The organism is Pseudomonas alvandae, from assembly GCF_019141525.1.
Taxonomy (GTDB): Bacteria; Pseudomonadota; Gammaproteobacteria; order Pseudomonadales; family Pseudomonadaceae; genus Aquipseudomonas; species Aquipseudomonas alvandae.
The window spans coordinates 2,890,730-2,911,351 of sequence record NZ_CP077080.1; the positions used below are offsets into that span (position 1 = coordinate 2,890,730).

Annotated in this window: 30 protein-coding genes; 24 read left to right on the top strand and 6 right to left on the bottom strand. The window is 59.6% G+C overall.

The window, feature by feature from the left end; translation table 11 throughout:
- Positions 1-69 precede the first annotated feature (69 nt).
- The 5 genes from KSS97_RS12900 to KSS97_RS12920 are packed head-to-tail and all read right to left on the bottom strand — an operon-like array spanning position 70 to position 2,232.
- Positions 70-891 carry a YfdQ family protein gene (locus tag KSS97_RS12900; protein ID WP_217861807.1) on the bottom strand — a complete coding sequence of 274 codons (822 nt, stop codon included), beginning with the start codon at positions 889-891 and terminating at the stop codon, positions 70-72.
- A gap of 51 nt (positions 892-942) precedes the next feature.
- A complete protein-coding gene (locus KSS97_RS12905) occupies positions 943-1,287 on the bottom strand; it encodes a YfdP family phage-associated protein (protein ID WP_042956605.1) in 345 nt (114 codons plus the stop codon).
- Between the two features lie 59 nt (positions 1,288-1,346).
- A complete protein-coding gene (locus KSS97_RS12910; protein ID WP_217861808.1) occupies positions 1,347-1,589 on the bottom strand; it encodes a pyocin activator PrtN family protein in 243 nt (80 codons plus the stop codon).
- Positions 1,586-1,960, bottom strand: a complete 375-nt coding sequence (locus tag KSS97_RS12915; RefSeq protein ID WP_217861809.1) for a hypothetical protein — start codon at positions 1,958-1,960, stop codon at positions 1,586-1,588. Before KSS97_RS12915 ends, KSS97_RS12910 begins: the two co-directional genes overlap by 4 nt.
- Complete coding sequence (locus KSS97_RS12920) at positions 1,957-2,232, bottom strand: hypothetical protein (RefSeq protein ID WP_217861810.1); 276 nt, start codon at positions 2,230-2,232, stop codon at positions 1,957-1,959. Before KSS97_RS12920 ends, KSS97_RS12915 begins: the two co-directional genes overlap by 4 nt.
- A 40-nt stretch (positions 2,233-2,272) precedes the next feature.
- Between KSS97_RS12920 and KSS97_RS12925 the strand changes: the two genes are divergently transcribed.
- Complete coding sequence (locus tag KSS97_RS12925) at positions 2,273-2,443, top strand: hypothetical protein (RefSeq protein ID WP_217861811.1); 171 nt, start codon at positions 2,273-2,275, stop codon at positions 2,441-2,443.
- Positions 2,444-2,846: 403 nt separating this feature from the next.
- Here the strand turns inward: KSS97_RS12925 and KSS97_RS12930 are convergent, their stop codons facing one another.
- Positions 2,847-3,602 (bottom strand): S24 family peptidase, encoded by a 756-nt coding sequence (locus KSS97_RS12930; protein WP_217861812.1) that lies wholly within the window; start codon positions 3,600-3,602, stop codon positions 2,847-2,849.
- Positions 3,603-3,708: 106 nt separating this feature from the next.
- Between KSS97_RS12930 and KSS97_RS12935 the strand changes: the two genes are divergently transcribed.
- From KSS97_RS12935 to KSS97_RS13045, 23 genes are all read left to right on the top strand, one after another.
- Complete coding sequence (locus tag KSS97_RS12935) at positions 3,709-3,957, top strand: YdaS family helix-turn-helix protein (protein ID WP_217861813.1); 249 nt, start codon at positions 3,709-3,711, stop codon at positions 3,955-3,957.
- A 141-nt stretch (positions 3,958-4,098) separates the two neighbouring features.
- Positions 4,099-4,587 carry a phage regulatory CII family protein gene (locus tag KSS97_RS12940; RefSeq protein WP_217861814.1) on the top strand — a complete coding sequence of 163 codons (489 nt, stop codon included), beginning with the start codon at positions 4,099-4,101 and terminating at the stop codon, positions 4,585-4,587.
- A complete protein-coding gene (locus tag KSS97_RS12945) occupies positions 4,580-4,786 on the top strand; it encodes a TraR/DksA C4-type zinc finger protein (RefSeq protein ID WP_217861815.1) in 207 nt (68 codons plus the stop codon). Before KSS97_RS12940 ends, KSS97_RS12945 begins: the two co-directional genes overlap by 8 nt.
- Entirely contained in the window at positions 4,783-7,482 is a 2,700-nt protein-coding gene (locus KSS97_RS12950; protein WP_217861816.1) for a bifunctional DNA primase/polymerase, read from the top strand. Before KSS97_RS12945 ends, KSS97_RS12950 begins: the two co-directional genes overlap by 4 nt.
- A 340-nt stretch (positions 7,483-7,822) precedes the next feature.
- Positions 7,823-8,293 carry a hypothetical protein gene (locus KSS97_RS12955; protein WP_225936102.1) on the top strand — a complete coding sequence of 157 codons (471 nt, stop codon included), beginning with the start codon at positions 7,823-7,825 and terminating at the stop codon, positions 8,291-8,293.
- A gap of 189 nt (positions 8,294-8,482) precedes the next feature.
- Positions 8,483-8,836, top strand: a complete 354-nt coding sequence (locus KSS97_RS12960; RefSeq protein WP_217861818.1) for a putative holin — start codon at positions 8,483-8,485, stop codon at positions 8,834-8,836.
- Positions 8,829-9,119 carry a phage holin family protein gene (locus KSS97_RS12965; RefSeq protein ID WP_042956595.1) on the top strand — a complete coding sequence of 97 codons (291 nt, stop codon included), beginning with the start codon at positions 8,829-8,831 and terminating at the stop codon, positions 9,117-9,119. The genes KSS97_RS12960 and KSS97_RS12965 overlap by 8 nt, the downstream gene beginning before the upstream one ends.
- Positions 9,119-9,487 carry an HNH endonuclease gene (locus KSS97_RS12970; protein WP_217861819.1) on the top strand — a complete coding sequence of 123 codons (369 nt, stop codon included), beginning with the start codon at positions 9,119-9,121 and terminating at the stop codon, positions 9,485-9,487. The genes KSS97_RS12965 and KSS97_RS12970 overlap by 1 nt, the downstream gene beginning before the upstream one ends.
- Positions 9,488-9,641: 154 nt before the next feature.
- On the top strand, positions 9,642-10,175 hold the full coding sequence (locus KSS97_RS12975) for a phage terminase small subunit P27 family (RefSeq protein WP_217861820.1): 534 nt from the start codon (positions 9,642-9,644) through the stop codon (positions 10,173-10,175).
- Positions 10,138-11,949, top strand: coding sequence for a terminase large subunit (locus tag KSS97_RS12980; RefSeq protein WP_217861821.1), 1,812 nt, complete (start codon positions 10,138-10,140; stop codon positions 11,947-11,949). Before KSS97_RS12975 ends, KSS97_RS12980 begins: the two co-directional genes overlap by 38 nt.
- Positions 11,946-12,125, top strand: a complete 180-nt coding sequence (locus tag KSS97_RS12985) for a hypothetical protein (protein WP_217861822.1) — start codon at positions 11,946-11,948, stop codon at positions 12,123-12,125. The genes KSS97_RS12980 and KSS97_RS12985 overlap by 4 nt, the downstream gene beginning before the upstream one ends.
- A 2-nt stretch (positions 12,126-12,127) precedes the next feature.
- Positions 12,128-13,396, top strand: a complete 1,269-nt coding sequence (locus tag KSS97_RS12990; protein ID WP_050516642.1) for a phage portal protein — start codon at positions 12,128-12,130, stop codon at positions 13,394-13,396.
- On the top strand, positions 13,393-14,337 hold the full coding sequence (locus tag KSS97_RS12995) for a S49 family peptidase (RefSeq protein ID WP_217861823.1): 945 nt from the start codon (positions 13,393-13,395) through the stop codon (positions 14,335-14,337). Before KSS97_RS12990 ends, KSS97_RS12995 begins: the two co-directional genes overlap by 4 nt.
- Positions 14,338-14,398: 61 nt before the next feature.
- Positions 14,399-15,709 (top strand): phage major capsid protein, encoded by a 1,311-nt coding sequence (locus tag KSS97_RS13000; RefSeq protein WP_217861824.1) that lies wholly within the window; start codon positions 14,399-14,401, stop codon positions 15,707-15,709.
- Between the two features lie 49 nt (positions 15,710-15,758).
- On the top strand, positions 15,759-16,064 hold the full coding sequence (locus KSS97_RS13005; protein ID WP_217861825.1) for a hypothetical protein: 306 nt from the start codon (positions 15,759-15,761) through the stop codon (positions 16,062-16,064).
- A gap of 3 nt (positions 16,065-16,067) precedes the next feature.
- Entirely contained in the window at positions 16,068-16,619 is a 552-nt protein-coding gene (locus KSS97_RS13010) for a hypothetical protein (RefSeq protein WP_217861826.1), read from the top strand.
- A 2-nt stretch (positions 16,620-16,621) separates the two neighbouring features.
- A complete protein-coding gene (locus KSS97_RS13015; RefSeq protein WP_225936103.1) occupies positions 16,622-17,002 on the top strand; it encodes a phage head closure protein in 381 nt (126 codons plus the stop codon).
- Positions 16,995-17,516 carry a hypothetical protein gene (locus KSS97_RS13020; protein ID WP_217861827.1) on the top strand — a complete coding sequence of 174 codons (522 nt, stop codon included), beginning with the start codon at positions 16,995-16,997 and terminating at the stop codon, positions 17,514-17,516. The genes KSS97_RS13015 and KSS97_RS13020 overlap by 8 nt, the downstream gene beginning before the upstream one ends.
- 23 nt (positions 17,517-17,539) lie before the next feature.
- Positions 17,540-18,130: a phage tail terminator protein gene (locus KSS97_RS13025; RefSeq protein WP_217861828.1), complete on the top strand. Its 591-nt coding sequence runs from the start codon at positions 17,540-17,542 to the stop codon at positions 18,128-18,130.
- Complete coding sequence (locus KSS97_RS13030) at positions 18,127-18,333, top strand: DUF2635 domain-containing protein (RefSeq protein WP_217861829.1); 207 nt, start codon at positions 18,127-18,129, stop codon at positions 18,331-18,333. Before KSS97_RS13025 ends, KSS97_RS13030 begins: the two co-directional genes overlap by 4 nt.
- The gene (locus KSS97_RS13035) at positions 18,333-19,829 is read left to right on the top strand and encodes a phage tail sheath subtilisin-like domain-containing protein (RefSeq protein ID WP_217861830.1); all 1,497 of its coding nucleotides are present in this window, start codon (positions 18,333-18,335) and stop codon (positions 19,827-19,829) included. Before KSS97_RS13030 ends, KSS97_RS13035 begins: the two co-directional genes overlap by 1 nt.
- A 60-nt stretch (positions 19,830-19,889) precedes the next feature.
- The gene (locus KSS97_RS13040) at positions 19,890-20,237 is read left to right on the top strand and encodes a phage tail tube protein (protein ID WP_217861831.1); all 348 of its coding nucleotides are present in this window, start codon (positions 19,890-19,892) and stop codon (positions 20,235-20,237) included.
- On the top strand, positions 20,234-20,530 hold the full coding sequence (locus tag KSS97_RS13045) for a phage tail assembly protein (RefSeq protein WP_217861832.1): 297 nt from the start codon (positions 20,234-20,236) through the stop codon (positions 20,528-20,530). The genes KSS97_RS13040 and KSS97_RS13045 overlap by 4 nt, the downstream gene beginning before the upstream one ends.
- Positions 20,531-20,622 lie beyond the last annotated feature (92 nt).

Here is a 20,622-nt window from a genome sequence, read left to right on the forward strand (position 1 = left end):
GCCTCGGTTAGGGCCCGCCGCCGGGATTCTTTGGTGAGAGGTCGGCGACGGGGTGTTGCAGGGAGTTAGTTAGAACGTGGCTTCGTAAAGCGGCACGTCGTTGATGGCATCGAGGATCTTGTTGCGCACCGCGTTGTAGGCTTCTTCGAGTACCTTGTCCGGGCGTACCAGTTCGAACCACATTTGCAGGCGGCCTTCTTGGATGCGGTAGCGGAATCGCGCCGGAACGCAGAACGTGTCACCGCCGAGGAAGGGCTTGAGCGCGATGTAAAACTCTTCGGGGATACGCAACTGCCCGGCTTCGCCGGCGCGTCCGTCGATTTCTTCGTTGTAGGTCAGTTGCACCTGGCCGTTGTCGAGGCGGGTGCCCTGGCGGAAAGTGATGTTCTTCTTGGCTTCGAGGGTCCGGCTGATTTCCAGCATGTCGGCAGCGCTCGGCGTGTTGTCGTTTTCGGGGTGGTGGGTGATGTCCTTCACGTTGTCTTCAATGAATTCGGCGAAGCTGGCTTGGTCCATGCGCTTGCGGTCGCTGGTTTTCCAGTTGCCCCACTCGACGGTGGTTGGGCAGCGGTAGGTCGCAACGTGATCGCGCCAGGCAGGGGCGGCTGGGTCGTGGTAGTCGATGACCGCCGAAAAAGTCCGGCCTTCCGGGCCGTTGCAAAACACCGCGGTCGCGGACGTTGCAAAGCGGTTCACGTAGCTGATGAATGACTCGGCATCGAGCACGGTCAGCTTCTGCTGGATGCGGGTTGGCGCGGGCAGCAAGTGTTCCAGGCTTTTCAGTGTTACACCGTCCGGTACCAACGCGATGGGTGCGGCCAGGCCTTCGTGGTCAATCGGTTTGCCGAGGGCTTGGACCAGGGCGGTCAGGTGCTGTATGGCTTGTTGCATTGGATGTGCTCCAGGGGTTTATGACTCGGTGAGAGGTTTTTGCAGCGGGTGCTACTGGCTGACTTGCCGCATGGTTTCAGGCGGCAGGTCTTCGCCCACACTGCGTAGCGGGATTTCCTGCTGACGTGGGTCGCGGCGGGTGATGTTGCCCTCCGGTGTGAGGAAGAACAGCGACGTGCCGCGCGACAGGACTGGCTCCTTGGATTTGACGTCTGCCTTCACGGTCATCTGGCCGCCGCCATCAGGCTTGTAGGTAAGCTTGATGGTCAGTTCGCCGCCTTTGCCGGTCAGGCGGATGGCGTCGATCAGGCTGTGCTGGGTCTCGGTGAGTTCGTCCAGCAGGCCACCGGCTTCGATGTCCCGCAGCGTGTCGACGAAAGGACGTGCTTTGCTCATGTGCTGTGCCTCATTGAGTAAGTTGCTGTTGCCCCTGGCCGGCAGGGGTACCGTTTGAATCAGGCCGCTTGCTTCGTTGCTTGCGCGTCGAGGTAGGCGGCCAGGTCGTGCAGGTATACGACGGGCTTGGCGCGGGCCGAGCAGTGCAGGCGCTTGACCACCAGCTTGATCCTGCCGGCCTTGATTTCACTGAGCAGGTAACGATCTGTGCGGATGTGCGCGAAGTACTGCTCGCGCACAGCGGTCAGGCTTGGGCATGGCGTGGCGAACTGGCGCCTGAGTTGTTCCAGGGTGGTGTTCACGCGCTTCCTCCCCCGTGCCCCTCCATTTGGGGCACCAGCTTGAGGCGGATCAGTTCGGCGAGGCCTTCTTTACTCTTGCCCTTGGCCGCGGCCAGTACGTTGCCTTTGGCGTCTGCAACGACGGCGCCGTAGGGGTACTCCGGGCAGTTGACAGGGGTAACGTAGGCGACCTGGCCGTCGCCGATCACTGCATCTACGCAGCGGAACACTTCCGCGAGTTCAACAGAGACGCAGGGCAAGGCCTCCAGCAGCTCGACAGCTTCGGCAGAGGCGCCGATGAGCGTGGCGCGACTGATCACCGTTGGGTGATTGAGGAACATTGGCACCAGCTTTAGGGCGCCTACAGCGGAGTTGATTGCGTTGGGCTTCATGCTGCGGCGTCCTTTTTGGTGATGGTGATGTCCAGCTTTTTGGCAATCCACTCAACGCCGGCTTCCTTCGCCATCACAACGGCGTAGTGCTCGGGCTTGCCGATGGTGGGGTTCCAGCGCACACGCGGGTCCGAGTACAGATAGCCGCGTTCGCGGTGCGCGCTTGCCAGGTCGCCGGATGAGTTCAGTACGCCAAGCTCCCGCAACCTAGTGCGGAAGGCGCGGGGCTTGAGCCCGAGTAGGGCGGCGGTTTGATCCAGAGTGCGGTTCATGGCTCAGCCCTCACTCTGGTGCGGGACTATTGGCGATTTCATGGATGAAATCGCGCAGGTGGAGGTGGTTGGCTCGGTCGTTCCGGCGCAGCTTGACCGTTCCTTTCCGGCCATCCGCATCGACATGAATGATGGCGAGGTCCGTAGTCAGCTCGACTTCGAAATTGGCTTGCATGCTGGTTTCCGGGCGAATCAGGCCGCACACGGCTGAGCCTCCAACTTGCAGCACGTGGTGTAGTAGCTCTTGGCGAGCGAGGGGGACGGAAAAACCGCTCATGCTGCATCACCTCCCCATGGCCCAACGTCCTCTGTGCTAGCTGGGCGAGCGGGAAGGGTGGAAACGGAGCGGCCAGTGTTGACGATTACCAGTAGGCCGGTGCGATTCTGGATCGCCTCAACGGCCTCCGGGCTGGTGCAGGCTGCCGGGTGCAGATAAACCGGGCAGCGGGTGGAGCTGTGCTGTGTTGTCTGCATGTCTCGTACTCTTTGGTGAGAGGGGTACGAAACAACAATACGCGTTTATTTGTAATTTGGTCAACGGTGTTTTTTGTTAAATTTGTTAGGGTCGAAAAAAAGCCCGCGCTAGCGGGCTTCATCTACATAGGTGAGGGAAATTATCGGATGACTGAGTACCAGAAAACCCGCCCTAGAATTTCAATCTGCTCGTCGCGGATCTGATCTGCTGGGTATTCTTCATCTGGGTGTTCCTCCCGGTTGAAGCTACGCATCCGGAGCCCGCCGCGTGGCATTCTATAAAGCAGCTTCACCCTTAGCTGACCGTTGTGAAGAAGTGCAAACATATCACCATCTTTCACAGCGGCTCGCCCGCGATCAACACCAGCTTTTCCTCCATCAGGGATGACGGGTTCCATGCTATTGCCTGAAACCTCAATGCAAACTACATCCTCAATTTTGATGCCCATGTCGTCCAGGGATTTCTTGGTAACCCCAAGCTTGAATGTGCCTTGCGCTCTGACTGTTGTGTGCCCTGAACCATCGTCCAGTTCTATTTCCTTGAGCAAGGGAACCTCTACTTCATCGTGGAGTGGAGATTCCTCATCACATAGCTGTACCTGAGCGGCAATTATCTTTCCGTCGGACGCTGGGCCGCTTCTGAGCACCGGCATTTTCCAGTTTTCGTCCAGATCCCCTAAGGGGATGTCCAGCACCTGCGCGATGGTAATGGCATGTTTAGTTGTCTGAGTCTTGCCCTTTTCAAACGCAGCATAGACCTGCTGTGTGAGCTTTTTTGGCGGGGACAGACGAGCGCTAACCCGGCTGGCGATATCCTCTTGGGTGAGGTTTAGCTCTTCGCGGCGGGTCTTGAATATTGTGGCTATGCGGCTTGGCTTGGGGTTCGATTCGCTCATTAACGAAGGCTACAAAAAGATTTGTATTTGATCCAACATAAAAACATGTTGTCGCTTAACAAATTTAGTTGTATTTTTGCTCCGTACTTCAGATCCAGAGGTTGAGATGGGCATTTCGAATTCCAAGCGAGAGGCGCTAGCAGAGGCCATCAGCCTTGCCGGTGGTCAGGCCGCGTTCGCGGTGCTGGTGTCGACCGAAGATCGACCGGTTTCGCAACAGCTCGTTTCCTATTGGTTTAGGAAGGGAGAGTTGCCCGCTGAGCTCGTGCTACGAGTTGAGTTAAAGACGGGTATCGCACGCGATGCGCTCCGTCCTGATGTTTTTTTGCTACCCGCTGACCTGCGGGCGGCTTGAAAGAGGTGCCGAGCTGGGGCCTCTCACCAAAGAATCCCCCAGCCCGGCTACGACGACACACAGCACATGCATATCGGTCGTGGTCGTAGGATAGGGCGTGCCCGTTCCTAAGGCTAGGCCGTAAATGGGGAATTTACGGTTATGAGCACTTCAAACCATTCACCGGCCTTTGGGCCGGTTCTTTCGCTTCGCAAAGCGCTGTACCGGGCCGGCCACGATTACAAAGGTGGTGTTACGGCTCTGGCTCTCGACATGGTGATCGACTACGACACCCTTCAGAAGAAGCTTAAGCACGATGAAGAACGCCGTTGGCTTGATCCCGATGAACTCGAGGAGGTCATTCGCCTGACCGGTAATCCGTTGTTGTTGGACGCTCTGATGCGACCTGCGGGTATGGTCTGGTACAAGCCCGAACCAGCAGCCCCGACCAAAGAGGCGTTGAAGTCAGTTGGCAGCTTGTTGCACGAAACCGGCGAGTTCGTATCGAGCATGCACGAAGGGGCAGCCGACAACGTTTGGGAACCGCACGAAGTAGTGCTGCTGGAAAAACACGGCGTCGACGTCATTCGTGCTGTGTTGGGCATCATGGCTGGCGCACGCCAGGCGATGGAGGAACGCGAAAATGGCTGATGACATCGATCGCGCCAACGACCAGGCCCAGTACCTCCTTGAGGTCGCTCTGCATCGGAACCGACACGTCCCCAAGTCCCGCGTCAGCGCGCTGTTTTGCGAGGATTGCGACGAACCTATCCCGTTACTTCGTCAGCAGACTATCGAGGGTTGCGAAACCTGTGTCAGTTGCCAGGGGTTGCGGGAGCGGCGTAGATGAGTGAATCGACCAATAGCGTGGCCACGGCAGCGTGGGCGCGGCGATACATTGAAACCTTCGGTCTAGCCCTCGTTTCGATTGAACCAGGTGAAAAAGCGCCAAAGGGAATGGGCTGGAACAAGCCGGGCGGGTACTTCACTTCGGCGGACACTGCTGAAGCTTTTTGGCAGGCACACCCCAATCACAATCTCGGCGTTGTTCTGGGGCCGAGCCGCGTTTGCTCGCTCGACGTAGACGATGTGCAATGGACCCGACACGTTCTGTACGAGCTCTTGGGGCTGGACCTGGATGCGATGGCATTGGTCTTTCCGCCTGTTGTCGGCAACCCGGCACGCTTTCGGATTTTGTTCCAGGTGCCTGAAGGCATCGAACTTAATCGGCATTCGCTCGCCTGGCCGAACGAGAACGACCCAGACGGGACGATCTATAAGGCGCTGATGGCGAAAGCCAGGGCGGCGAAAGCGGCGGGTGACGTCGAAGGGGAGGCGGCTGCCAAGCTCGAATCGGAGCAATACAAGCGCTTTACCGTGCTGGAACTCCGCGCGGGACTGGTGCAGGACGTTTTGCCGCCATCTATCCACCCTGGTACCGGAAAGCCCTACGTCTGGCGCACGCCGCCTAGCGCAACGGAAGGACTGCCAGTATTGCCCGCTGATCTGCTGGCGATCTGGCAAAACTGGGACATTTTCAAGCGCGATGCCGAGGCAGCTTGCCCGTGGGCGCCAAAGCCCAAGCGCCCACCAGCGAAAGTGATAAAGCGGCCCGCGCCGGCAGTCGGCAAACCACCTTCCGTTATCGACGAATTCAACCGCGGCCACAACGTTGAAGAGTTGTTGCGTGCCCACGGCTACATCAAGCGCGGCAGCAAATGGCTTTTCTCTCAAAGCAGTACTGGGCTGCCCGGCGTTACGGTCAGTGACGACGGCAAGGTCTATTCCCATCATGCCGCTGACCCGCTGGCGAACGGTCACCAGAACGATGCCTTTGAGGTGTTCTGTTTGCTCGAGCACGACGGCGATCAATCGAAAGCGGTTAAGGACGCTGCGCGCATGCTGGGCATGCAGTATTCGTCACGCCCAGATCCACAAGATCTTCCCCCGGCCCCATCGAATGAAGGCCCAGGGCCCAACCCGGACGCCACCGAAAGCGAGGCCGCTCCGGCTGTAGACGGGGGCGCGGGGGGCGCGTTGACCATTGAGCAGGTCCTGCGGCGTTTCGCATTGGTGGAAGGCACGACGCATGTGTGGGACTTCGACCAGTCGCGTGTGATGAAGAAATCCGCGTTCGAGGCCCGAGTCGGCAAGCCGGTGGCCAAGCTGTGGTTGGAGGACACCGAGCGGCGCAAGCTGATATCGGACGAGCACGTACGTGACATCGAGCAGTCGCGGCGGATGGCAGGCAAGAAAGGCGGCGCCTTCGGTATGTCGCCAACTGAGCGGTACGTGTACATCGACGGTACGAAGGACGTCTGGGATCGCGAGAAGAAGCGGCGCGTTCCAGAAGGCGCCGTGAAGATGGCATTGGGCGACTCGTATGCGCTGTGGTTGAACAGCAGCGCCCGGCGCGTCGTTGACGTCGATCACATCGTCTTTGACCCAACGATGACGAAAGACCCGAGCGTTTACATCAACACGTTCGACGGGCTGCCCCTGGAGCCGGTCCGCGATGACGAGGCGTGCGCGAACCTGCGTTGGTTGATCTCGTTCCTTTGCAACCATGACGAGAATGCGACTATCTGGCTTACGCGTTGGCTCGCCTATCCGCTTCAACACCTGGGCGCGAAGATGGACACCGCCGTGCTGATGCATTCGATCATGGAGGGCTCGGGCAAGAGCCTACTGTTTGCCGATGCCCTGGGGATGCTCTACGGGCAGTATGCGGCCACGGTCGGGCAAACTCAGTTGGAAAGCAATTTCAACGCCTGGCAAAGCCGTAAGTTGTGGTCAGTGTTCGAGGAAGTGGTAAGCCGCGATCAACGCTACAACCAGGTGGGCAAGATTAAGCATCTCGTCACCGGCAAGACGGTACGCATGGAGTCCAAGTTCATCAACGGTTGGGAAGAAGCCAACCACATGAACGCCGTGTTCCTGAGCAACGAGATATTGCCGTGGCCCATCAGCGAGAGCGATCGGCGAATGCTGGTGATGTGGCCACAGGAGACGTTGCCGGTGGAACGTCAAAAGGCGATTGGCAAGGAACTGGAGGCGGGCGGCGTTGCGGCTCTGTATGGGTGGTTGCTGTCGATCGATCTTGGTGACTTTGACCAGCGAACGCGCCCGCCTTCCACAGATGCCCGCGAGCGGTTGGTGGCCTTGAGTCGTGCTGGCTGGCAGACATTCCTGCACCTTTGGAAGTATGGCGAGCTGGGACATGGTTTGTGGGGACCTTGCCTGTCGACAGACCTCTACTCATTGTTTCTCGAATGGTGCCAGCGCAACAAAGAACATGTGATGAGTCAGACGAAATTCTCGCTGTTCATCAGTTCTGAGGTGGATAAGACCCGGGCGATACCCTGGACCGATGGCAACAATCGGCGATTTGGTGCGTTCTTTTTTCCGGTGGATCCTGATGCTTCCCCGGCCCCATCACTCAAGGCGGCCCAGCTGGGTAAGCAGGTCGAGGAATGGCGAGCCCGGGCGAAGTTGGCCGGTTGGAACGTTGAAAACTGGGACCACATCAAGGCGGCTGCGGCATGACTACGTCAACAAGTGTGTTGGGTGTGTCGGGTGTGTGTTGGGTTGGTTTCGAGTACCCACCACAGTTCAAGGGCAGGAACTACGCGGCTTTGCGGGCGCTGTGTTGGGTGTGTTGGGTTTGTCTTCGCGCGCGTGCATGTGCGCGACATTTTCCATGGGGACCAATGACGGAAAAAGATCTCCATGCGAGGACCAATAAACCCAACACACTCAACACACGTTACACAATGCTATTGAATCTATTGATTTTTAAGGGATTTTGTTGTGTTGGGTTTGTGTTGGGTAAGGTTTTTTTTGTGTCGGGTTCGGTTTTTCGAGGGGAAGGGCGATGATCGGGGCAATGGAAGAACTTTTGAAACACTGGGGCGAGCAATGCCGGCTGAACGGCGAGACCGGCGGCATGGGCAGCCCGATGGCGACCATCATGGAGTGGGGTGGGTCGGCGCCTCGCGGTACACCGGGATCGCGAATCATCCTGGGTTCAGGGGCTGGGCCTGATGCGGTCGCCCAGCAAGTCGCGGCAGCTCTGTCGGAGATCGGGCGGCAGGATGAGCAGGGTGCCCGACTGATGCGATTGGCCGGTTTGCGTTACGGCGATGATCCGGCGCCGACCTGGTTGATGCAGTTGCATTTGCTGGGGTTCGAGTCGAGGGCGAAGCAGACTTACTACGACCAAGTGCATCGCCTGCATGAGCGGCTGCTGGTGGTGCTGGCCGAGCGTGCCGATGCCCGTCAGTGGCTTACCGCTGGTCGGGGTGCTTTACCTCAAAGTCTCCTCAAAGTTGCGTCAAAGCTTCGTCGAGTTGGATAACCGAAAATGCCCCCTTTTCGGTTCCGTACTCAGGGGGTAAAAAGTCACCACGATATGAAATTTGCGCCTTGGCGCTTACCTCGCACGTGCTGTGCAGCTTCACCCGGCCACCCTGGGCCGGTCACTTAACCCCGCTTCGGCGGGGTTTTTATTTTCGGCCCCTTGGGTGTCTGCGACGGAGTAATCAGCATGAGTGAGCCGGCAACTGTTGTCGTGGCCGGTGGTGTGGGACTGGCTGCAACTGGCCTGCTGGCGGGTGTCGATATGCTCGCCGTGATTGGTGCATTGGCTGGCTCGCTGGTGTTCTTCACCACCACGGAGGAATTGCCGGTCTGGAAACGGGTTCTGTTCCTGCTGGTGTCTTTCGTGATGGGTTACATGTTCGCCCCTGGTATGGCTGAAGTTGAGCTGTTCGGTACCAGGCCATTCAAGTACACCGGGCCGGCGGCGTTTGGTGCGTCGGTTGTGGTGGTTACTGTCGCGCTGGCTGTCATCAAGCGGCGCGGCCTCATTGCTGATCAGCAAGGGAGGCAGGATGGATAGCCCTCTGGTACCGCAAATCCTGACGCAGGCTACGTTCTGGCTGTGTGTTGCGTTGTTCGTTCGGTTGTTCACGTTCCGCCGTCGCGGTGCTCGATTCCGCCGGGACATGAGCTGTCTCGCCTGGCTGGTGATGGTCGCCGCGGGATCTGCGGTGGTGTACATCGGCAAGGGCCTGTTAGTGATGCCTGCCAACTCGTGGCCGCTGGTGTTGCTGCTCGCGGTGTTCGTCGGTTCGGTGTGTCAGAGCGCGGGCAACTTGGCTCGCGTATGGAAGATGGGCTGATGGGAACTGTATCGGATGTGCGCCGAGGCAGCAGTGCTGCGCGTGGTTATGGGTACCGCTGGCAGAAGGCACGCGACGGTTACCTCAGTCAGTACCCGTATTGCTCGATGTGCTCGACGGATCGACGGCCCGTAGCCGCGACCGTGGTGGACCACAAGACTGCGCCCAAGCTGAAGGACGCTAAGGACAGCGGTGACCCGGCTCGCATCAAGGCAGCGTGGAAGTTGTTCTGGGACCCCTGCAACTGGGCAGGCCTGTGCAAGTTCTGTCACGACTCGACCAAGCAACGAATTGAGAAGAGCGGGCGCCTGCCTGGCTGCACCGCAGAAGGTCTGCCGCTGGACCCGGGCCACCACTGGAACCGCTGACCGGCACCCCCGAAAACTGCACCAAAAAATGGCACCCCAGGGGGTAGGGGGGGTGAAAACTTTTTTCCCGAATTTCTTCTAGACCGCTCGCCCCCCTCTTTACGCAAAGTCGGGAAAAATGAGGGAGGGGGGGTATCAATAGGCAGGGGTTGTTATGGCCGGAAATGGAAACTCAGGGCGCCCAGGTAAACCTGCGGTTCTCAAGCTGTTGCAAGGAAATCGCGGCCGGGAAAACGTCGGCGATCTGCTGGCCGCTGCATCCGCACCAATCGTGCCTGTGGGTGCGCCTCCGATGCCGGACGTGCTTTCTGTGGAAGCGGTCGAGGAGTGGGATCGTCTGGTACCGGCGCTGATTTCGCTGGGCATCGTCTCGGAGCTGGATTCGATGGCGCTCGCCACTTACTGCCAGGCGGCAGCGGATTGGCGTCGGTACCAGCGGCTGATTGCCGCTCGCAATGCCACCTCCGACGATGAATTGGGTGGCGATATCCAAACGTTCAAGACGGGAGCGCAGCAAATGCACGTCCTCCGCCAGCTCGCCAACGATGCCGAGAAGCGCGCCAACGCTGCCGGCGCGCAGTTCGGTCTTTCGCCAATGTCCCGGCGAAATTTGAAAACGGCGCCGGCGCAACAAGGTGAGCTATTCCCCAATGAGCAAAGAGCAGCAGCAGACAAGTACTTCACCTGATCGCGTAACCGAATTCGCCCACGCCACGCTTGCTGGCGAAATTGTCGCGGGACCTAACGTCCGCAACGCCTGCAAGCGCCACCTGCGGGACCTGGAACACGGTCCGGCCCGCGGCTTGATTTGGGATCTGGCCCAAGCCAACCGCGCCATCGGGTTTTTCGAGGAGGTGCTTTGCCTCAACGGCGGCGATTACGAGGGCAAGCCGTTCCTGCTGGCACCGTGGCAGGCGTTTGTGGTGGGTAGCCTGTTCGGCTGGATGAATCAGAACGGTTATCGCCGCTTCAACTTCGCGTACATCGAAACCGGAAAGGGCTCCGGGAAGAGCCCATTGGTGGCGGGCATTGGCCTGTATGGGCTGGTCGCGGATGGCGAGCAGCGCGCCGAAATTTACGCCGCTGCGACCAAGCGCGACCAGGCCATGATCCTGTTCCGCGACGCGGTATCGATGGTCGATATGTCTGCAAATCTGTGTTCACGGCTCGTACAGTCGGGACGCGATGAAAAGGTCTGGAACCTCTTCTATCCGAACACCAATTCATTCTTCCGGCCAATCAGCGCCGACGAAGGCAAGTCCGGCCCGCGTCCGCACTTGGGGCTGCTGGATGAACTGCACGAACACAAAACAGCCAGCACCGTGAACATGATGCGCGCCGGTACCAAAAACCGGCGCAAGGCGATGGTGGTGGCGATCACCAACAGCGGCTCAGACAAGAAGACTGTTTGCGGCCAGTACCACGACCTCGGCGTGCGGATCTGTGCGGAAATCGAGGAGGACGATAGCTTCTTCGCGTTCATCTGTTCCCTGGACGAAGGCGACGACCCGTTCGAGGATGAGTCCTGCTGGCCCAAGGTTAATCCCTCTCTGCACTTTGTCGCCGAAGGGCAAAGCGACGGGATCCCCGGTTACCAATACCTGCGCAAGCAAGTGAAGTCAGCCCGAGGACTTCCGGCACAGGAGTCCGTTGTGCGCCGCCTCAACTTCTGCGAGTGGACGCAAGCTGATGCCCCCTGGATTTCCTGGGCCATCTGGAAGCAAGCCGAAGAAGCGGTGCCGATGCGGCTGTTGCGCAATCGCCGCTGTGTCGGTGGGCTGGATCTCGCAAGCACCACTGACTTGACGTCCTTCGTGCTGTTGTTTTGGCCGGTGCCGCACGACCCGCACTGGCGGTTGCTGCCTTACTTCTGGATCCCGGACGACGACCTCAAGGGGCGGGAAGATCGGGACAAGGTGCCCTATGCACTGTGGGTCAAGAACCGTCACCTCGAAACCACACCTGGCAGGGCGATCAGCAAGCTTCACGTGCTCCGCCGACTGGTGACCATCTGCGCGTATTTCGATGTTGAGCGCATCGCTTACGACCGCTGGCGCGTGGAGGACCTTCTGCAACTGATGACGGAATACGACATCACGCTGCCGGAGATGATCGGTTTCGGGCAGGGCTTCAAGGATATGGGGCCTGCGGTGGATGAGTTTGAACGCCGTTTGCTTGGGCTCGCGCCGGAGGCTGATGTCATCGACCTGGACCCTGCTGACTTTACGGTCGTTGAAACCGAGTCGGTCGAAACAATGCGGCACGACGGCAACCCAGTTATGACCTGGTGTGCAGGTAACGCGGTAATCGTTTCGGACCCAGCCAACAACAGGAAGGCCGACAAGGCCAAGGCCACCGGCCGTATCGACGGCATTGTTGCCGCAATCATGGCTACCGGCATCAGCGGCAAGGCCGCGGTGGGCGGCGGCACATCTGTCTATGACGAAGGGGTTGGCATATGAAGTTGGTCATCCTGTCCTGGTTGGCAGGGCTGTTGGGGTTCGGTTTGCTGATAACCGGCGTGGCAATGGTCCACGTTCCAGCCGGCTGCATCGTGGCGGGCGTCGGCCTTATCTTTTGGGCAAAGCTCGCTGACCGAGCGGCCGCCGCGATGCAGTCCAAACCGAAAGGAGGTTGAGCATGTTTTTTTCAAACCTGCTCGGCGAGCGCGGCAATCTGACGGACGTTGGCAGTGGGTTATGGCGAAGCCTGATCGGCAGTGGCCGCAACAGCTCAGGAGTACGAGTGACCCCGGAATCAGCCTTGGGCCTTCCAATCCTCCAGAACTGCGTGACGCTGCTGGCCGAGACCATGGGTCAGTTGCCCTGCGAGCTCTACAAGCGCATGGACAAGGGCCAGCGCGAACCCGCCATCAATCATCCCGCTTACGACGTGCTGCGCTATCAACCCAACGGCTTCCAAACGCCTTATGAGTACCGTGAATGCATGCAGGGTGCAGCGGGGTTAAGGGGAAACGGTTACAGCTTCATCGATCGCCGTGAGGACGGAAACATCGCCGCCCTCTGGCCGCTCTGCAACGACAAGGTGCAGGTGCTGAAGGGCGGCGACATGCTCCCGTATTATCGGGTCGGTGGTGGTGAAACGTTACCGATGCGAATGATCCATCACGTGCGCTGGTTCAGCACGAATCACTACGTTGGATTATCGCCCATCGAAGTGCATGCCGAGTCGCTAGGGTTGGCCCAGGCGGTCAGGCAATACACCGGCAAGAGCTTTGCCAACGGGGTTTCAGTTTCCGGCGTGATTGAGAGGCCGCGAGAGGCGCCCGCGATTAAAGATCAGGGCAGCATCGACAAGATTGTCGATCAGTGGGGCCAGAAGTTCGGCGGTATGGACAACGCCAAAAAGGTCGCACTCTTGCAAGAGGGGATGACCTTCAAGCCTGTCAGCATGAACAACGTCGATGCGGAAGTGCTGGGGATACTGAAAACGACCGGTACCGATATCGCCCGGATCTACAAGATCCCATTGCCCATGGTCAACGACTTGGAGAAGTCCAACTACAACACCCTTGAACAGCTGATGATTCAGTTTGTGGTGTTTGCGTTGCTCCCGTGGGTCAAGCGTCACGAACAGTCGATGATGCGCGACTTTCTTTTGCCGGCGGATCGCCGTAGCTACTTCATCGAATTCAACCTCTCGGGCCTGTTACGTGGCGACCAAAAGAGCCGCTACGAAGCCTACGCGATTGGTCGGCAGTGGGGGTGGCTGAGCGTCAACGACATTCGTCGGCTGGAGAACATGCCACCGGTCCCAGGTGGAGACATCTACTTGCAGCCGCTGAACATGGTGGACGCAGGTAAAGGCAAGGCTGACCTTACCAACCCTAACGTGCGCGCGCAGCTTGAGCTGCAGCACGCCGAAATCGAGAGGATCCTCGCTCAATGAAAAACTACTTGCGAGCCTCCAGCCTGCTGTTCAATCAGCCGCTGCTGGTCACGCCTGACATGCTGGATCTCGGCGTGCGCTGGGCCAACCAGGCGATGAGTTTGAACATCGTGAACATCGGTGGCGGTGGCAGTCCGGCGCTGTGGGACGATGACGGAATTGACCGTATCGCCCAACAGCAAGAAGAGCGCCGTACTGCCATCGCCCGGACTGGTATTGAAGTGATCCAGGTTAGTGGTGTGCTGGTGAGCCGCGGCAGTCATATTGGCATGTGCGAAACGATGACCAGCTACGAGTCACTTCGGGCACAACTTCGCAACGCGGTAGCTGACCCGATGGTTGAACGTATCGTCCTGGACATCGACAGTCCGGGTGGGTCAGCGGTAGGCGCGTTTGAGCTGGCGGCAGATATCCGTGCCATGACCCAGCAAAAGCCCATCATCGGCATCGTCAACTTCATGGCCTACAGCGGTGGCTACTTACTCGGTTCGGCATGCTCCGAACTGGTTGTGAGCCAAACCAGTGGGATCGGTTCGATCGGCGTGATCGCCAGTCACATGGACCGTTCAAAAATGGAAGAGGGGATGGGCGTCAAGGTGACGACGGTTTTTGCAGGCGCTCACAAAAACGACCTGACCCCTCATGAACCATTGAGCGACCAATCACTGCAATACCTCAACGACGTCGTGCAGGAGAGCTATCAGCTCTTCGTCAACGCGGTGGCTGATTATCGCGGGCTCCCGGTGCAACAGGTCATCGCAACTGAGGCGGGTCTTTACCGAGGGCAGGCCGGCATCAACGCTGGTTTGGCCGACCGCCTTCAAAGCCCGCAACAAGCCGTTGACGACTTGTCCCAGGCGGTCGCCGTAAGCAGAGCGACCCGCCAGTCAGGCCGCATCGCTGTCCGTGCGTCTGCACTCAATTTTCAAGCCCTGATCTGACCGCGTTCGCGGCAGTCGTCGAACCCGCCGCGTGCGGGTTTTTTTATGCCCAGGAGGCACCATGTCCCTTGTACTTCAAATGCGTAGCGAACGCGCCCAGCTGGTTGCCCAGGTCCAGGCGTTGGCCCAAGTCGAGGCGGGTGGCGCTAGCCTCAACGTCGAGCAGCTCGCGCAGTTTGCGCAGCTGGAAACACAGATCAACGAATTGACCGCAAAGATCACTCGCGCCGAAAGTGTCGAGCGTCTCGCGGCTTCGACGGCTGTGCCTGTTGAGGAAAGCGCGCAAGGCAACAAGGGTTCCCCTACGCACGTATCCGTGCATAGTGAACCCACCAAGCCTGGTGTTGCGATGGCGCAGATGGTGCGCCTTATGGTCCAGGCGGGCGGTAATCAACAAGTTGCTGCTGAGATGGCCAAGACCGGTGGTTATGGCGCCGATGTGCACATGGCGCTCTCTACCGTTACCCCTGGTTCCGGCGGGGTGCTGGTACCAGAGAATTTCAGCACCAGCGTCATCGAATCGCTTCGGCCCAAATCCGTGGTGCGCAAGATGGGCGCAATCAGCCTGCCACTGAATAACGGCAATCTGACCATGCCTCGCGTGCTGGGAAATACTCAGGTGACCTACCTGGGCACCGAGGAAGACATCGCGATCACTGATATGCAGTTCGGTGACCTCAAGCTTTCGGCCAAGAAAGCTGCCGCGATCGTGCCTATTTCCAACGATCTGTTGGCGTACGCAGGCGTCAACCCTCGCATCGACTCCCAGGTCAGCAGTGATCTGGCGGTCAGCATGGGCTTGTCGGAAGACCTTCACTTTATTCGTGGTGCTGGCACCGGGTCGTTGCCGAAGGGCCTCCGTTACTGGGCCCTGCCGGGCAACGTGATGGGGGCGCCTGCTGGCGCAACGCTCGCCATCGTTGACCTGTACCTGGGCGGCATGATGCTGCGCTTGGAGGGGGCAAACGTCGACCTGGCTGGCTGTGGCTGGATCATGGCGCCACGAACCATTCGCTGGCTGCAATCGCTGCGCGACGGCAACGGTAACAAGGCTTATCCAGAGATCGACGCTGGCATGTTGAAGGGCTATCCAGTCGCGCTAACTACTCAAGTGCCGGTAAACCTGGGCGTGGGTGGTGACGAGTCGGAAATCTACTTCGTGAATTTCTCCGATTGCTACATCGGTGAAGACACCACGCTGGCGATCGCGATCAGTACCGAGGCGTCCTACAAGGACGCCGCCGGTAACACCGTGAGCGCATTCCAGCGCGACCAGACTCTGATCCGTGTGATCAGCAAGCATGACTTTGGCCCGCGTCACGTCGAGTCGATTTCCGTGGGTACCGGCATCACTTGGGGCGCCGGAATGTAATTGCTAGGCCCCGCCGCGTGGTGGGGCCAACTCTCATGCAGGTAGCATCATGACCAATACGAAGATTGTGACCTTTAAAAAGGAATGGCGTGGTTATGCCATTGGCGAGATCGCTGGCTTCGACAGCGATGCCGCTGCCTCGCTGATCAAGTCAGGGCGAGCGATTGCTTATGTAGCTCCTGGCGTTTCTGATAAGGCGCCTGCTGGTGCCGGAGCGAAGAAGTCGACAGGCAAGAAAACTGGGAAGACAGCAGAGCCAGCAGACGCGGTTGACCCAATTGATCCCATCGATCCGGTTGATCCGATTGATCCAGTCGATCCGGTTGACCCGGAAGAACCCGACGAGAAGCCGTAAGCCATGGCCCGTCGAGTCGAGTACTTCGGCGATCCCGTTCTGACCCTAGCGCAAGTGGCCTATCAGTGCCGGATGGAACCGGAAGATATGCAGTCTGAGCTGATTGAGCAAATCGTCATCCCTGGGGTGACAGGTCAGTGCGAATCAAAAACAGGTGCTGCAATCCGAGGGGCGATTTACGAAGAAGAATGGCCGGCGCACTTTGGTTCTGGACGTCCCTTGGACGTCGGCCAAGCGAACGAGATCGTTTCCATTGAAGCGCAGCAGCCCGACGGAAGCTGGGCGGATCAGGTCGTGCAATACGAACTCCGCCAGGGCCAGCGGGAGAGCTTTTTGTATTTCCCCTCCGGACGCCCCTCGGGGTTGCTGCGGCTTCGATACAAGGCACGCGCCGACCTTGAGGCTTACCCTAGCGTGCGCAACTGGCTGCTCATGGCTGCAGCTACAGCTGTCCGCCACGCAGAAGTGTTCGTAGTGGGCCAGGCCCTGGTTGAGCTTCCCTCAAACTTCCTGGACCACTTGGTGGCAGACATCACTGTTCCGCCGAGGTTCTGAATATGGTCATGCGAGAGCAGGGGGCGGTCAGAGAGCCCGGCGCATCGGAGCTGAACCGGCGTATCACGATCAGGCTCAGGCAGGATGAGCCTGCAAGCGACATGGGGCTTGAACCTATTTTCAAGGATGAAAAACAGCGATGGGCTCGGATCCAGCCTGTAGGAACAGCCGTATACAGCGCCGGGGTGCAGATCGATTCCAAGATCACACACCGGGTAACGTTTTACTACCTGAAAGGCATGAGCGACGCCCACGAAGTGCTACACGGCACGACGTTGTATCGGGTTCGACGTGTGACGGATATGAACGGAAATCGACGGTTCACGGTTCTGGAAGTGGAAGAGTTGAGCCCGGTGCAAGCTGAGGGTGGAATCTATGTCTAACTCGGCCTCGCTTGAGGGCTACCTGCACTTCGAGGGGTTCGACAAGTTCGAGCGTGACGCCTTCGACAAGCGAAAGATCCGCGCCGGCATGCGTAAGGTCGGCCTGCTGATCACCCAGCGCGCCCAGATGAACCTGGTGCTGGGTAAGGGCCAGGATGGCTACCCCATCAACAGGACCGGCGCGACCGTCGAATCTGTCACCTTCAAGGTTTCCCGTTCCGGCTTCCTGGTGCGGATCTCCCCCACCAAAACGTCGGCCATGGAAGAGTTCTATCCGGCGTATCTGCACTACGGCGTGAAGAAGGGCAGGAAGCTCGGAAAGCTCGCTCCCGGCCAAGGTAAAGGCCGTTCCAATCGAAGGGCAAAGGGCGTTAGAGCTGCTGCCCTGGCTGAGCGCGCTGCTGGGGAGTGGCGCATCAAGCCTCGCGACAACTACATGGCCGACGCCCTGCAGGACTCGGCTTCGCAAGTTCAATCGATTCTCTCGGCAGCGTTCGCCGCCGCCCTGGGCTGATCGCTGCCCCAACGGACTCAAGCATGAAACTGAACCCCATCGTTGCCCATCTGCGGCTGACGTGCCCAACCTTTGCCGGTCGGGTTTCCGGCGGTATCGACTGGGATGCTGTCGTTGATAGTGCCCAGCTCGCGCTACCGGCTGCTTACGTCATCGCCACGGCGGATGCGGCAGAGCCGAGCAAAGCGCAGAACATGGTGCTTCAGGCCATAACCGACCAGTTCAACGTGGTAATCGTCCTGGCTACCTCCGACGAGCGTGGGCAAGACGATAACGACCTGCTGCACGACATCCGGGCCGAGCTGTGGCGTTCACTGGTTGGCTGGGAGCCTGGGCCGGAATACACCCGCATCGAATACGGAAAGGGCGCGCTGTTGCATATCAGTCGGGCCCGCGTCGTTTATCAGTTCACCTTCTTTTCGGAATTCCAGCTTGGCCGAAACCATGCGAGCGAGCCGCCGGAGACTTGGCAGGAATACGAGCTGGACGGCCTGCCGGGCTTCACCGGCGCGAACATCAACATGGACTGCATCGACCCAGCAGACCCGAACCTGAAACGACCCGGCCCGGACGGGCGAATCGAAGCGCAATTCACTGGAGACGTAACACCATGACCAATCGCATCACTGTGGTGCCGGCCTCTGGCCGTTCTGTGCCCGACCCGGAGGCCGGCGACTTGCTGCCCAAGGAAGGCCGCGAGGTTCCAGACAACGCATGGTGGCGCCGCCGTCAGGCCGATGGCGACGTGACCCTGAAAGCCGACAAGGCCCCATCCACCAAAGCCGGCGCGCCGGCGAAAGCTGAGGAAGCGCAATAATGGCTATCGGATTCAGCAACATCCCGGCCGATATCCGTGTGCCGCTGTTCTACGCGGAGATGGATAACTCGGCGGCGAACAGCGCGTCGTCTGCCATGCGCCGGCTGATCGTCGGCCAAGTCAACGACAACGCAACCAGCGAAAGCATCGGCCAGTTGGTTCTGGTGTCCAGCGTGGCGCTGGCGAAGGAAATCGGCGGCCAGGGCTCCATGCTCGCCGCGATGTACGAAATCTTGCGCAAGGTCGATCCCATCGGCGAAATCTGGTGCTTGCCGTTGCAGAACGACACCGGCACCGTGGCGACATCGACTGTCACCATCACCGGCGCCGCGACCGAGGCAGGCCTGCTGAACCTGTACGTCGGTGGCACCCGGGTGCAATCGGTCGTGCCTTCGGCGGCAACCCCAACGGTAGCCGCGGCCGCCCTGGCGGTGAAGATCAACGCAACGCCAGACTTGCCCGTCACGGCTGCGGCGGTTGCCGGTGTGGTGACGTTGACCTGCAAATGGACGGGCGAAAGCGGTAATGACATCTCCATCGCAATGAACCGCCTGGGCAAGTCCAACGGTGAAATGACCCCGACAGGCCTGACCGTCGTCACCACGGCAATGACTGGCGGTGTCGGCGTGCCGGATCAGGTGGACGCCGCGGCGGCCCTGGGCGATGAGCCGTTCGAATTCATCTGCATGCCATGGTCCGACACGACCAGCCTGAATGTCTGGAAGGACACGATGGATGACAACACCGGTCGCTGGTCCTGGGCCAAGCAGTTGTTCGGCCACGTCTACAGCGCCAAGCGCGGCACCATCGGCACGCTGGTAGCGGCAGGCCAGGCGCGCAACGACCAGCACGTCACCATCCAGGCCGTCGAGACGGGCGTTCCGCAGCCGGTGTGGGTTCAGGCTGCCGCATTGGCTGGGCGCACGGCGGTGTTCATCTCGGCGGATGCCAGCCGGCCTACCCAGAGCGGTAGCCTGCCGGGCCTGGACCCAGCGCCGGCCAGTGAGCGGTTCACCCTGACCGAGCGCCAGTCTTTGCTGACCTACGGCATCGCCACGGCGTATTACGAGGGCGGTTACGTGCGCATTCAGCGCTCGATCACCACCTACCAGAAAAACCCCTTCGGCCAGGCGGATAACTCCTACCTGGACAGCGAGACCATGCACCAGTCGGCGTTCATCATCCGCCGGATGCGCAGCGTGATCACCAGCAAGTACGGTCGCCACAAGCTGGCGAGCGATGGCACCGCGTTCGGCGCCGGCCAGCCGATCGTCACCCCGGCGGTCATCCGTGGTGAGCTGATCGCGCAATACGCCAAGCTCGAGCTGGAAGGGCACGTGGAGAATGCCGAGCTGTTCGCGCAGCACCTGGTGGTGGAGCGCGACACGCAGGACCCGAGCCGGGTCAACGTGCTGTTCCCGCCGGACTACATCAACGGCCTGCGCGTCTTCGCCTTGCTCAACCAGTTCCGCCTGCAATACGACGAAGCGGCGTAACCCCGACCCACGACACCCAGCCCGCCCAGTGCGGGCTTTTTCATTCTGGAGACACAGACCATGGGTCAAAAAGTAGCGGGCACCGTCTACGTCAAAGTGGACGGCGAACAGCTGATCATCACCGGTGGCGCCGAAGCCCCGCTGATGGACGTGAAACGAGAAACGGTCTACCCGGGCTATTACAAGGAAGAGGCAATGACGCCTTCCCTGAAGGTGACAGCGGTGCACACGCCGAACTTCCCGATCAAGGCGCTTACCAACGGTCGCGACATGACCGTGACCTGCGAATTCAGCAACGCATCGGTCTACGTGTTGGCCGGCGCCTACCTGGTGGACGAACCATCGTCGAAGGGCGACGACGGCACCATTGAACTGCAATTCGACGGCATCAAAGGGAGCTGGCAATGAGTCACGTTCAGAAACTTCAGGTCGCGATCGAGGCCCACGGTGAGCCGTTGACCGTGCTCTCCTTGCGCCGGCCCACCGTGCAGGAAGTACGGGCGATCAAGGCGCTGCCGTACAAGTTCGACAAGAACGAGGAAGTCAGCCTGGACATGGACGTCGCCGCGAAATACATCGCGGTCTGCGCCGGCATTCCCCCTTCGTCGGTCAATCAGTTGGACCTGTCCGACCTGAATGCCCTGAGTTGGGCGGTTGCCAGTTTTTTCATGAGTGCGGCGTCGCAGCCATCGGCGACCTGATTGCAGCCGCCTATGACCTGGCCTGGTTCTGGAAGGTTGACCCCGAACAGATGATGGCCAGGCCACTTGATGTGCTCCGCGAATCCCTGGAG